Origin of the sequence: Novosphingobium gossypii (assembly GCF_050433305.1) — a bacterium.
GTDB lineage: Bacteria > Pseudomonadota > Alphaproteobacteria > Sphingomonadales > Sphingomonadaceae > Novosphingobium > Novosphingobium gossypii.
Genome location: NZ_JBNPXM010000005.1, coordinates 165,804 through 178,469, shown reverse-complemented (window position 1 = coordinate 178,469; position 12,666 = coordinate 165,804). Strand labels below are relative to the sequence as shown.

At 67.1% G+C, this 12,666-nt stretch carries 8 protein-coding genes and 1 tRNA gene; 3 read left to right on the top strand and 6 right to left on the bottom strand.

All coding sequences use genetic code 11. The features are described 5' to 3' along the window. Nucleotides 1-4: 4 nt before the first annotated feature. Both GGR40_RS11640 and ftsE read right to left on the bottom strand, forming a co-directional pair. A complete protein-coding gene (locus GGR40_RS11640; protein ID WP_429276398.1) occupies nt 5-925 on the bottom strand; it encodes a cell division protein FtsX in 921 nt (306 codons plus the stop codon). Beyond that, entirely contained in the window at nt 922-1,635 is a 714-nt protein-coding gene (ftsE, locus tag GGR40_RS11635) for a cell division ATP-binding protein FtsE (RefSeq protein ID WP_429276397.1), read from the bottom strand. The genes GGR40_RS11640 and ftsE overlap by 4 nt, the downstream gene beginning before the upstream one ends. Before the next feature lie 163 nt (nt 1,636-1,798). Between ftsE and GGR40_RS11630 the strand changes: the two genes are divergently transcribed. From GGR40_RS11630 to GGR40_RS11620, 3 genes are all read left to right on the top strand, one after another. Then, entirely contained in the window at nt 1,799-2,656 is an 858-nt protein-coding gene (locus tag GGR40_RS11630) for an MJ0042-type zinc finger domain-containing protein (RefSeq protein ID WP_429276396.1), read from the top strand. A 109-nt stretch (nt 2,657-2,765) separates the two neighbouring features. Further along, complete coding sequence (locus GGR40_RS11625; RefSeq protein WP_429276395.1) at nt 2,766-3,866, top strand: glycosyltransferase family 4 protein; 1,101 nt, start codon at nt 2,766-2,768, stop codon at nt 3,864-3,866. Between the two features lie 476 nt (nt 3,867-4,342). After that, nucleotides 4,343-6,844, top strand: a complete 2,502-nt coding sequence (locus GGR40_RS11620; protein ID WP_429276394.1) for a PepSY domain-containing protein — start codon at nt 4,343-4,345, stop codon at nt 6,842-6,844. Nucleotides 6,845-6,852: 8 nt separating this feature from the next. On the opposite strand, the gene GGR40_RS11615 is transcribed toward GGR40_RS11620, so the two are convergent. The 4 genes from GGR40_RS11615 to GGR40_RS11600 all read right to left on the bottom strand — a co-directional run bounded on the left by GGR40_RS11615 (nt 6,853) and on the right by GGR40_RS11600 (nt 12,566). Then, a complete protein-coding gene (locus GGR40_RS11615; protein ID WP_429276393.1) occupies nt 6,853-10,083 on the bottom strand; it encodes an error-prone DNA polymerase in 3,231 nt (1,076 codons plus the stop codon). After that, nucleotides 10,080-11,492, bottom strand: coding sequence for a Y-family DNA polymerase (locus tag GGR40_RS11610; protein WP_429276542.1), 1,413 nt, complete (start codon nt 11,490-11,492; stop codon nt 10,080-10,082). The genes GGR40_RS11615 and GGR40_RS11610 overlap by 4 nt, the downstream gene beginning before the upstream one ends. Nucleotides 11,493-11,517: 25 nt before the next feature. After that, nucleotides 11,518-12,264, bottom strand: a complete 747-nt coding sequence (locus tag GGR40_RS11605) for an ImuA family protein (protein ID WP_429276392.1) — start codon at nt 12,262-12,264, stop codon at nt 11,518-11,520. A 215-nt stretch (nt 12,265-12,479) separates the two neighbouring features. Continuing rightward, nucleotides 12,480-12,566 (bottom strand) — tRNA-Leu (locus tag GGR40_RS11600). Nucleotides 12,567-12,666: the final 100 nt, after the last annotated feature.

Below are 12,666 nucleotides of genomic sequence, written 5' to 3'. Positions count from 1 at the left end.
GCAGTTACAGCATCTTTCGCAGCGCATGCAGCACGGTGAGCCGTGCCGTCAGCATTGCGAGGACCGTCGCCAGCACCGGAACGACCGCCAGGATCAGCCAGTCGCTCCACACCAGCGCGCCATTGTCGACGAGGCCGGCGCCCAGCCCGTCGAACCGCCGCCCCAGCGTCAGGATCACCACCAGCGCCAGCGCCAGCCCCACCGCGCCCCCGCCCGCCGCGTCGTACCCGATGGAGCGCTGGAACACGCGCGCCACTTGCGCGTCGGTGCCGCCCAGCAGGTGGACGATCTCGATCGTGTCGCGATTCGCGCCCAGCGCCGAACGGGCCGCCAGCAGCACCGCCGCCGCCAGCGCGCCCGCCAGCAGGGCCACGATCACCATTGCCAGCACCTGCAGCGATACCATCGCATCGAACACCGGCTTCAGCCAGTTGGACTGCGCGTCGATCCGGGCAGACGGTGCCACCGGCATGACCCGCCTGCCGATCGCGGAGAGCTGCGCCGGGCTTGCCGGGCCTTTCAGCCGCACGTCGATCAGCGCCGGAACCGGGATCGCCGCGCCCGTCGCCGCCGCGATGCCGGTGCCTAGCCACGGCTCTATCAGGGCGTCGAGTTCGGCCTGCGGCACCTGCCTGAGGCCAGCGACCTGCGGCATCCCCCGGATCGCCGCCAGCGCCCGCGCGGCCTGAACCTCGCGCACTTCGGCGCGCGGCTCCAGAATCTGCACGGTGACGCCGCCGTCGATCTCGGCCTTGGCGGCGGACACCGCGTTACCCAGCGCCAGCCCGGCAGCCAGCGCGATCGCGGTCATCGCTACCATGATCGCGATCACCCAAGGCATCGGCCCGGACATGCGCCCCTGCGGGATCAGTTCCACCGTGCGACCGGCGGCAAACCACCGGCCCATGACAGAAGCGCCCCTCATGTGATCTTCCTCGGCGGATAGCGCAGGGCGCCGGTAGGATCGGACAGGCGCCCCTTGTCCAGCCGCATGATAAGGCTTTCGGGCACGCGGCGCAGCAGGTCGAGGTCGTGGGTCGCCACCACCACGGTCGTGCCCTGCCGGTTGAGCATCTCGAAAAGGCGGATGAGTTTCGCCGCCATGTCGGGATCGACGTTGCCCGTGGGTTCGTCCGCCACCAGCATGGCCGGGCGCGCGATCACCGCGCGGGCGATGGCCACGCGCTGCTGTTCCCCGCCCGAAAGCGTCGCCGGGCTGGCCTCGATCCGGTCGGTCAGGCCCACCCATTCGAGGATGTCGCGCACAGGGCCGGCGATGTCGCGCTCGGCATGGCCCGCGACGCGCAGCGGGAGGGCCACGTTGTCGAACGCCGACAGGTGCTGCACCAGCCGGAAGTCCTGGAACACCACTCCGATCCGCCGCCGCATCACCGGCAGGCTGGCGCGCGGCAGGGTTATCGCGTCGGTCCCGAACATGCGGATCGCCCCGCGCGAAGGCCGCTGCGCCAGGTACAGCAGCCGCAGTAGCGACGTCTTCCCCGCGCCGCTGGCCCCGGTCAGGAAGTAGAACCGCCCGGCATGCAGCGTGAAGGTCAGGTCGCTGAGCACTTCGCGGTCGGCGCCATAGCGCAGGCCGACATTGTCGAAGTGAATGATTTCCCCGTCAGTGGCCATGCGCGCCCAGGATCGTCCTGAAGGATCGTGTTGAAGTCAGGCCCGGCGGGCGACACCCCAGCTATAGCCATCCGGACGTTCCGGTAAAAGGCATGTGGAAAAATGGTCGTCATGACGCGAACGCGTTGTCCGGGCGCTTGTCGCATGCGCGTAAGGCGTGCTTATGAATGCGATCATGATCATCGCCTGTCCTGCCTGCTCTACGCGCTATGCCGTCCCGGACAGCGCCATCGGCGTGGAAGGCAGAACGGTGCGCTGCGCAAAGTGCCGCCACAGCTGGTTCCAGGACGGCCCGGACCTTGCCGCAGAGCCCGCTTTTGAAGAGCAGAATGCGGTTGCGGCTGAGGTGGAGGCGCCCGTTGCCGCGCCGGCTCCCGTCCAGCAGGCGGAACCCTTGCGCCCGTCGCCGCGCCCGGCGGTCGTCGTCCCGCGCCCGGTAGAGCCTGCGGCCGCCGAGTCCCGTCGCTCCGACCCGATGCCCCCGCCCGCGCCGTCACGGCGGCCCGGCCCCGCATATTACGATGACACTTCGGTAAAGGGCTACGCCGACGAAGGCGTATCAAGCTTCGATTTCTCGCCGCCGTTCCGTCCACGCCGAAACTGGACGAAGCTGGGCACCTATGCCGCCGTCGCCTTTGCGCTGGCGATGCTGAGCCTGGCCGTCGCCGTCGCCATCGGTGGCCTGCCCGACTGGCTGCCGATCCCCCGCCCGGCGTTCCAGCAGGCCCAGCCGGACCTCAAGCTGGATTTCCCGCGCGGCAGGCAGGATCGCAAGCCCCTGCCCGACGGGACGGAGTTCTTCAGCGTCAGCGGCACGATCACCAACATTGGCGCGCAGACCCGCAAGGTGCCCTCGCTTCTGGTGATCCTGCGCGATCGGCGTGAAACCGTGGTCTACGCCAAGGAAATCGTTCCCGCAAAGTCCAGCCTGGCCCCCGGCGAAGCAATCACCGTGAACGAGGCGCTGACCGACATTCCCAAGTCCGCCGCCGCCGCCGAAATCGGATGGAAGCCGGACTGACAAGTCGGCCTTGGGAAAACCCCTTCCCCGATCAACAGTCGGCGCATGGCCGGAAGGTTCCGGCGCCAGAACACCGCTAGGGTAGCGCGGACGTTGACCGGGAACCCCGATGCTGCCTGTTTACATCAACGGAAAGTTCTACGCGGGCGGCCTCAACGGCGTGCACCGGGTCGCTGACAGGCTGGTCCGCGAGATCGACCGCCTGCTGGACCACCGCACGCATCCTGCGGTGACCCTGCTGCTGCCCGCGCGGCATTCCGCAGTTGCGCCGCCCGAACTGCGCAACATCATCGTGCGCAGTCTCGACGAGGCCCCCTCCCAGGGGTGGGAACAACGGCGGCTGCCCTCGCTGGCTGCGGATGGCGTACTGGTCAACCTCGCCAACCTCGCGCCGCTGCTGCACCGTCGCAAGATCACGCTGATCCACGATGCACAGTTCCTGTTTCCGGACAATTCCTATCCGCTTCGCCAGAGACTGGGCTATCGCCTGCTTACGCCGCGCATGGCCCGGTCCAGCGCGATGGTGCTGACCGTATCGGAATACTCGCGGCGCATGCTCGACGTGATGGGCGTGTCTCCCGCGTCCGCCACGCAAGTGCTCTACAACGGGGTCGACCACATCCTGAACGTCACGCCGGACGAGACGGTGCTGGCCCGTCACCGCCTGTCGCCACGCGGCTATGCGCTGATGTTCGGCAGTGCAAAGGCCTACAAGAACAACGCGGTGGTGTTCGCCGCCTATGCCCGCAAACCGGCGCCAGGTGTGCCGCTGGTGGTCGTCGGCGAACAGAGAGAGGCTTTTACGGGCCCCGGCATCGAACCGCCCGGTGACGCAATCTTCATGGGCAAGTGCGACGATTCTGCCCTGAGCGCGCTCTATTCCAACGCCCGCTGCGTGCTGTGCCCGTCCCGCACGGAGGGTTTCGGCCTGCCCCCGCTAGAGGCGATGCTATGCGGCACGCCCGCGGTGGTCGCACCCGCCGGCGCCCTGCCCGAAGTTTGTCGCGACGCAGCACTTTACGCCGACGTCGATGACCCTGATTCGTGGAACCGGGCCATAGCCGCACTGGACCCTCAAGGCGTTCTGTTTGCCCGCAAGGTGGAAGATGGGCTGGCGCGCGCGCGCCAGTTCACCTGGGCTGCGGCAGGGGAACGACTGCTGGATGCCGTGCTGACGCTCAGCGCGCCCGCCCTGCCCCGCGCCGCGTGAAAGGACAACCGCCCCGCTTTCGCACACGGTTCAGATCACCAGAAGCACGATCCCGGCCCACAGACCGAGGCTGATGACCGCCGCGACAAGCCACCAACGCCATAGGATCGGCTTGCTGCCAAGGGTCGCGGACGCCAAAGCAGGCTCTCCCTCATCACCTGCATGAATTTCCGGAGTACTGGACGTTCCACCCCGCCGATCAATGTCCGTCATCATCAGCCGTTTTCGTCATGCGACCTCGTGAAACCACAATATGGCCCGCCAATTGGCCGCTTTACTAGCATGAAGCCGCCCGCGGGTCGACCCGATCGGCGTTCCGCGAGTGAAATGAAACGATTAATAGCCTCTTGATATTGCAACTGGATCTCATTAGCGCGAGCGCTCGAGGGGAAAGCGAAAAAGCTCAAGGTCAACGGGCCCATGCTTTGGGACCGGGGTGCGCATGGGGTGTGCCTCGAACAAGGGGCGAGACCCAAGTGACGCGCAGAGTTCTATTTCAGGTTCACTGGTTCCTCGGGATTACTGCGGGGTTCGTGCTGGCGGTCATGGGCGTGACGGGTGCGACGCTGAGCTTCGAGGACGCGATCATGCGCGCGATCAGTCCCGGCATCGTCACGCTTCCCCCCCCCGGCGCCAGACCACTCTCGCCCGACGCCGTGATCGCCCGCGCCTCAGCCGCGCGGGATGGCGCGCAAGTGGTGCGCCTGACCATACAGGCCGATCCGACGCGCGCATGGCAGGTCCAGTTCAAGGCGCCCCCCGGCAAGCGACGGGGCGAAAGCAGCTATGTCGATCCGCGCGACGGGCGCTTGCTGGGCCAGGCCAACGGCGCGGGCTTTTTCCGAACCGTCGAGGATATCCACCGCTGGCTGGCACTGCCCGACGGCTCGAAAGGCTGGGGCCGTCAGATCACCGGCTTTTCCACACTCGCGCTGATCTTCTTCGCATTGACGGGGCTCTATCTGCGCTGGCCAAGGCGCGCCCTTGACTGGCGGGCGTGGCTGGTGCTCGACTGGCGCAAGAGCGGGCGCAATCTTTATCGTGAACTGCATGTCATCATCGGCAGCTGGATCGTCATCGCCTACCTGCTGAGCGCCTTCACCGGGCTATGGTGGTCCTATGAATGGTATCGGCAGGGCGCAATGGTGGTGCTGACCGGCTCTGCGCAGCGCGAAGGGGAAAGCTCGCAACGCAGCGATGAGGAGCCTCCCAAGGTGCCTCTCGCCAAAGCCTGGACCACGCTCCAGCGCGAGACGGGCGGCCGATACGAAAGCGTCTCCATCAGCCTCCCTGAACACGGCACAAAAGCCTCCTTCCGCGTACTGCTGCCCGATGCCCGGCACGATCGCATGACCGACAACATCGACATGGACGTAACCGACGGTCGCGTGCTCAAGATCGATCGCTATGCCGACCGCAGCGTGGGCAAAGTCATCGCGACCAGCATGCTGGAAGTCCATCGCGGCGCGATCTTCGGCATGGCGGGGCGCATCGCCATCCTGATCACCAGCCTGACGATGCCGCTGTTCACGATTACCGGCCTGCTGCTCTATCTGGCCCGGCGGCGGCGCAAGCGCGCGCTGGCCCGTGTGGAAGCTGGTCCTTCTGCGCCCGGCGGCCACGACAGCGGCATGATCGTCGCCTACGCCAGCCAGACGGGTGGTGCAGAGCGGCTCGCCCGCCAGACCGCGGCGGTGCTGGGCGGCGCGCAGGTGCTGCCGCTGTCTGCGGTAGACGGCGAAGTGCTGGCGGGAACCCGACGCGCGCTCTTCGTCGTCAGCACGTATGGCGAAGGTGAACCGCCTGACCGTGCACGCCGTTTCGCGCGCGAAACGATGGCTTCGGCCCCTTCTGCAGCCGAGCTCGATTACGCCGTGCTTGCCCTTGGCGACCGCGAGTATCCGCAGTTCTGCGCATTCGGGCACGAAGTGGACAAGTGGCTTCATTCGGGCGGCGGGCGGCGTCTGTTCGATACGATCGAGGTCGATGGCGAAGACGTCGATGCGGAACGGCAGTGGCAGCAGCAGTTGACCGCGCTGGGCGCCGATCCGATGGCCGCCGACTTCGCCCCGGCTCAATACGGGCGGTGGCGACTGCAGGAAAGACGACTGCTCAATCCCGGCAGCCTTGGCGGCCCGGCATTCCTGCTCGCCCTGTCTCCGCTGGATGGCGCCGTCACCGACTGGCAGGCGGGCGACATCGCCGAGATTCGCCCCGCCAACGACCCTGCGGCAGTGGCTGCGCTGCTGGACGGCACCGGACTGACTGGGAACGAGGTCGTCGACGGCCGCCCGCTTGCGGCGCACCTTGCGCGATCCGTGCTGCCCGAACGGCTGGATGGAGCGCCTGCGGAAATCGTCGCAGGGCTGCGCGCCCTGCCTCATCGCGAATATTCGATTGCCTCCATCCCCGCCGATGGCCGGATCGAACTCATCGTCCGGCAGGTCCGGCGCGATGACGGGACGCTGGGCCTGGGTTCGGGCTGGCTGACCGAGCATGCGCCGCTGGGCGTGGAGGTCGCGTTGCGGCTTCATGCCAATCCCGGCTTCCGGACGACGGAGGCGCATAACCGACTAATCCTGATCGGCAACGGCACCGGTCTGGCTGGCCTGCGCGGCCATCTGCGGCAGGCGGCGAAAGCAGGCAGCAGCGGGCACTGGCTTTTGCTGGGCGAACGCAGCCGCGCGCATGACGCCTTCCTCAACGCGGAACTGGAAAGCTGGCTGGCAGACGGGGTTCTGGCGCGGCTCGATCGGACATGGTCGCGCGATGCGGACTGCGGGCGCTATGTTCAGGACGTGATCCCGCAAGCTGCCGGGTTCCTGCGCGAGCAGGTGGATGCCGGAGCGACGATCCTGGTCTGCGGCAGCCTGCTGGGCATGGCGCCCGCCGTCGATGCGGCCCTGCGTGAAGTGCTGGGCGACGCACTGTTGGAAGAGATGGCCGAAACGGGGCGCTACCTTCGCGATATCTACTAGGCCGCCCATTAGTGAAAATCACGCGAACGGGGCAAAATCCGCACATTGCGGGGGTGCCCGCGCGTGGAATGGGCGGATGTGGGACGGTTCGGATCGTAGACCGGATGGCGCACCGCATCGCCGGGCAGCGGCTCCGGCTTCAGCACGGGCGCGCTGGACAGGCGTGAAAGCGCCTCGCTGGCATCGGTGACCTTGTCCACCATGAGGTGGACCACGTCTTCCTTGCTGCGCTGGATCACTCCGTCGATCAGCATCAGCCGCGCGGCCATCACCGCGCGGCGCTGCTTTTCGAAATCGCGCGCCCACAGCAGGGCGTTCACCACGCCGGTCTCGTCCTCGATGGTGATGAAGATGGCGTTGCCCTTCCCCGGCCTCTGGCGGATCAGGACCACACCTGCGACGCGGACTTTCGCCTCATCGCGCCCGGCATTGATTTCAGCGCAGGTCTGCGCCCCCTGCCCGGCGAAATGGCTGCGCAGGAACTGCATCGGATGCCCTTTTAGCGACAGCCGCTGCGTCTGGTAATCCGCGACGACTTCCTCCGACGGCGCCATGGCCGGAAGCGCGGCATCGGGTTCCCGCGCCAGTTCAGGGGCATCAAGGGCTGCGAACAGGGGAAGCTGCACCGCCGGCACCCGCCGCGCCTCCCACCCCGCCTGCCGCCGGTTCTGCCCGAGCGAACCCAGCGCGTCGGCATCGGCCAGCAGACGCAGCGCGCGCGAAGGCAGGTCGGCACGCCGCGCGGCGTCCTCCATGCCGGTGATCGGCGCCGACGCGCGCGCCTCTGCCAGCGCCACAGCCCATTCCTGCTTGAACCCGCCGATCTGGCGCAGCCCCAGCCGCAGCACACGCTCCGCTTCCAGCGTGTTGTCCCAGTCGCTGGCGACAATGTCGATGGGCCGCACCTCCACCCCGTGATCGCGCGCATCGGCAACCAGTTGCGCGGGCGCGTAGAACCCCATGGGCTGGCTGTTCAGCAGCGCGCAGGTGAAGACCGCCGGGTAATGGCACTTGAGCCACGACGACACATAGGCCAGCCACCCGAACGCCTGCGCATGGCTTTCGGGAAAGCCGTATTCGCCAAAGCCCTCGATCTGCTTGAAGCAGCCTTCGGCAAAGTCCTGCGGGTAGCCACGCCGGACCATGCCTTCGACGAATTTTTCCTGATGCTGGTGAATGGTGCCATTACGTCGAAACGTCGCCATCGAACGGCGCAGGAGATCGGCTTCGGGCGCGGTGAAGCCAGCCGCAGTGATTGCCAGCCTCATCGCCTGTTCCTGAAAAAGCGGTACGCCCAGCGTCTTGCTCAGAAGGTCATACATCTCGCCTTCCGGACCCGGGTAGACGACCTCTTCCTCCTTGGTCCGCCGTCGTAGGTAGGGATGCACCATCCCGCCCTGGATCGGCCCCGGTCGCACGATCGCGACCTGAATGACCAGATCGTACAGTTCCGCAGGCTTCATGCGCGGCAGCATGGCGATCTGGGCGCGGCTTTCGACCTGAAACGTGCCGATGCTATCGCCCCTGCAAAGCATCTTGTACGTATCCTCATCCTCCTTGGGCACCGTATCGAGGGTGAGGTCGGCCAATTGCTGTTCGCGCAGGAGATCGAAGCTCTTGCGGATCGCCGTCAGCATGCCGAGCGCCAGAATATCGACCTTCATCAGACTCAGGGTTTCAAGATCGTTCTTGTCCCATTCGATGAAAGTGCGTTCCTCCATTGCGCCGTTATGGATCGGGACCAGTTCGTCGAGCCGGCCTTCGCTCAGCACGAAGCCGCCGACATGCTGCGAAAGATGGCGGGGGTAGTTCAGCAACCTGCCGACCAGATCGCGCATCCGCTCGACCTCAGGGTTGGCGGGATCGAACCCCGCTTCGGCCAGCCGGGTTTCAGGCAGTTCATCTCCGCCCCAGCTACCCCATACCGTGCCTGACAGCCGCGCCGTCACGTCTTCGCTCAGGCCCAGCACCTTGCCGACTTCGCGAATGGCGCTGCGCTGCCGATAGGATATGACCGTGGCGGCGATCCCGGCACGGTCCCGGCCATAGCGCTGGTAGATATACTGCATCACCTCCTCGCGCCGCTCATGCTCGAAGTCTACGTCGATATCGGGCGGCTCGTTGCGACCGGGTGACAGGAAGCGAGAGAACAGCAGCTTCTGATCCACAGGGTCGATCGGGGTCACGCCAAGAAAGTAACAGACCAGCGAATTGGCTGCGCTGCCGCGTCCCTGACACAGGATCGGGGGGGTCAGGCTGCGGGCATGACGAACGATGTCATGCACGGTCAGGAAGTAATAGGCATACTCCTTCAACCGGATCAGGCCAAACTCCTGTTGGAGAACGGTCCGGTATTCCTGCGTCAAACCATCGGGAAACTTCTCGCGCGCGCCCTCCATGACTAGATGTTCCAGCCAGGCTTGCGGCTCCCAGCCTTCGGGAACGGGTTCGTGCGGGTATTCGTAGCGCAGGTCTTCCAGCGTGAAGGTCACGCAGTCCAGCAGGTCTGCGGTTGCGGAAATGGCATCGGGGCAGGCGCGGAACAGGCGGGCCATTTCCGCCGGGAACTTGAGGTGGCGCTCGGCATTGGCGGCGAGGCGGCGGCCTGCCGTCTGGATGGTCAGGCCTTCGCGGATGCAGGTGAGGACGTCCTGCATCGGGCGGTCCTCCGGCACGGCATAGAGCACGTCGTTGGTGGCCAGCAGGGGCACGCCCGTGCGCCGGGAAAGGACCATGCGCTGCGCCAGCCGCCGGGCGTCGCGGCCTGCGCGCGGCATCGTCGCGGCCAGCCAGAGTTTGGGCGTCAGCGTGCGCAGCGTGGCTAGCAGCGCATCGTCACCGTCCATCGCGATCAGCGCCAGATCCTGCGCATGATCGACCAGATCGGCCATGTGCAGCACGCAGTCGCCCTTCTGCGCGCGCCGGTTGCCCACCGTCAGCAGCCGGGTCAGGCGGCCCCATCCGTGGCGGGTCATGGGATAGGCGACGATGTCGGGGGTGCCGTCCGCGAAGACCAGCCGCGCGCCAACGATCAGACGCAGTCCGCTGGCTTCCCTGCCGATCTCCTTCCAGGCGCTGAAGGCGCGCACCACGCCCGCCACGGTGTTGCGGTCGGCGATGCCGATGCCGGTCATGCCCATCGTCTGCGCCCGCGCAACCATCTCTTCACCCGGCGACGCGCCGCGCAGGAAGCTGAAGTTGGTGGCGGTGACCAGTTCGGCAAAAGCGACCCCGCTCATGGGAACAGGCCGTGCAGGTACCAGCGCGGGTCGGGCTTCTCGCTGAACAGGCCGTGGCGGAAGATCCAGTAGCGGCGGCCGTCGGCATCCTCGATCCGGTAATAGTCGCGCGTTTCGCCGGCCTGCCCGGGAACATGGCCGCCGCGCCTGCGCCACCACTCCGCGCCGATCCGCTCCGGCCCTTCGGCCATGGCGACGTCGTGCAGGCGGCCCTTCCAGCGAAAGCGCTGCGGCGGACTGTCGGGCACGCCCGCGATTACTTCCACCGGCTGCGGCGGATCGAGCAGCAGCAGCGGGCGAGCGGGCCGGTCTTCGGGCGCGGGCCACGACGTAGACGGCAGTGCGGGTCGCAACCGCAGCGCCGGAACCAGCGCCTGCGCCTTTTCGGGCAAGTGCCGGTCACGCGGGGCCAGACGGCGCACGTTGTCCTCTCCCAGCCGCACGCTGAGCCGGTCCACCAGCGCGGACACATCGGCAGCGGCTTCATCCTTGCGGTCCAGCCCGATCTGGCGCGAAGGCAGGTGATCGGCCTGCAGTACGGCCAGCGTGATCGCATCGAAGCCGAAGCCTGGGTCCAGCGGGTCGGACAGGGTGTCGATCCGTTCGCGCAGCAGGCGCATCACCATGCCGGGTTCACGCACCGCCTGCCCGGTTTCCACCACCAGCCGCCGCCGCGCGTTGTCGCTGCGGTGGAGGGTGACGAGGAAGCGCCGCCCGCCGATCTGCCGCTGCTCCATGGTGCGCGATGCCTGCGCCAGCATGTCCTCCACCACGTCCAGCGCATCGTCGGTGCGCGCCAGCGGTTCGGGAAAGCGGGTCTCCAGCCGGACCGGATCGGCCAGGCGCAGCGGCATCACCGGGCTGCCCGTCTCCCCCAGGATCGCGCGCAAACGCGATACCGCAAGTTCGCCGAAGCGCGCCGCCAGCCCTGCCATCGGCCGCGCGGCCAGATCGCCCAGCGTCTCCAGCCCCGCACGGCGCAGCCCGGCCAGCGCGCTTTCATCTAGTTCCAGCGCGGCGACGGGCAAGGCGCGCACGTCCGCACCTCCACCAAACCGCGCCAGCGCACGCGCGGCGGCTGAATGCGCGGACAGCGCGTGGCGGGCGACCGGCCCCGCCCCGTCCACCACCCGCCGCACCAGCGCCTTTTCGCCGCCGAACAGGTGTGCGCATCCCGTTACGTCCAGCAGCAACCCGTCCGGCGCATCCAGTGCGACGAGCGGGGTGTAGGCGACCATCGCCTTCCCCAGTTGTTCCAGCGTGCGGGCATCCGCCACGGGATCGTGCGGGGCAGTCGTCAGATCGGGACAGCGGGCGCGGGCGTCGGCCAGCGTCATGCCTGCGGTCAACCCCTGCCGCATCGCTGTGGCATCCACCGCGGCAAGGCGCAGCGCCTGCCCGTCGCGCATGAACAGTGCCTGCGGCCCCGGCCCGTCAGGCAGTTCGCCTGAGCGGCGCGCGCGTTCGCACGGCAGGAAGGGAAACCACAGTGCCAGATACCGGCGCGGGCCTGCGGATGGAGCCGTCGAGGTCGGGGTCTTCGAAATCGAGGGGTCGTTCGCGGAAACCGCCATGTTCTTCATTCCATTCAAGCCGCCAGCGCTGCCCCGCCGGACCGCCCCGCCTGCGCACGAGTTCGACGATCAGCGTCGGCGCGCCCGGTGCCTGCATCTCCAGCGGGGCGGACGGAGCGCCCGCGACCGTCCAGCGGGTATGGGCGGCACTGGCGCGCGGTTCCGCATCGCCGCGCAGCATCACCACCGGGATGCGCGAGCTTTCCGCCGCCAGGATCAGGCGACGACTGGCGACAAGATCGTACTCCCGCAAAGGCCCCCAACTTTCCAGCAGCACCGCCGCCGGACCGCTGTTGCGCGCCGCATCCAGCCCGGCCCGCAACAGTGCGGCGCCGTCGCGGGCATCGACGATCACCAGCCGCGCCGGGTCGATGCCCAGCGCGCCCAGCCCCTCTCCGCAAGGCACCGTGATGCTGCCCCGCCTTCGGGTCCGCATCAGCAGGATAGGCTTGCCGGGCGGCGCCTCGATGCTTGCCAGCCCGAACAGCAGAGCAGAAGCCCAGTCCTTTGCGGCGGCATGGATTTCGTGCAGTTGCGCGCCGGCAAGCCGGGGCAACGTGCCGGGCGGCGGATCCTCTATGGCGATGGGAGCTGTATGGGCAGACATGGAACGGGCCTCGAATCAGGAACTATGTTCTTATTATGTTCTAATTCAAGCGTCAGGTCCACCTACCTGCATCGATTCCAGGGCGCGATGAGATTCATCTGAAATGTCAGCAAGATGCCGATGATACTGGATCGGCAAAAGGCACACGAACAGCTGATCCCCCCCTCTTGCGAGGGGAGCCCGAAGGCTAGGATCAGTTCTGTTCGGATACTGCCTGGTGCGGTCGAGAAGACTCGAACTTCCACGGGCTTTCGCCCACAACGACCTCAACGTTGCGCGTCTACCAATTCCGCCACGACCGCTAAATCCGGGAGCAGGATTTGCATCCGTCCCTGGGCAGGAGCGCGCCATTAGCAAAGGGATTCGGACCCGGCAACCCGGTGGTGAAGATTATTTTTGCCC

Coding starts and splice junctions, on each gene's coding strand:
- GGR40_RS11605 (WP_429276392.1), bottom strand. CDS start 12,264: ATGTCTGCCCATACAGCTCCCATCGCCATAGAGGATCCGCCGCCCGGC.
- GGR40_RS11615 (WP_429276393.1), bottom strand. CDS start 10,083: ATGAGCGGGGTCGCTTTTGCCGAACTGGTCACCGCCACCAACTTCAGC.
- GGR40_RS11630 (WP_429276396.1), top strand. CDS start 1,799: ATGAATGCGATCATGATCATCGCCTGTCCTGCCTGCTCTACGCGCTAT.
- GGR40_RS11625 (WP_429276395.1), top strand. CDS start 2,766: ATGCTGCCTGTTTACATCAACGGAAAGTTCTACGCGGGCGGCCTCAAC.
- ftsE (WP_429276397.1), bottom strand. CDS start 1,635: ATGGCCACTGACGGGGAAATCATTCACTTCGACAATGTCGGCCTGCGC.
- GGR40_RS11640 (WP_429276398.1), bottom strand. CDS start 925: ATGAGGGGCGCTTCTGTCATGGGCCGGTGGTTTGCCGCCGGTCGCACG.
- GGR40_RS11610 (WP_429276542.1), bottom strand. CDS start 11,492: ATGCGCGACGGGCAGGCGCTGCGCCTTGCCGCGGTGGATGCCACAGCG.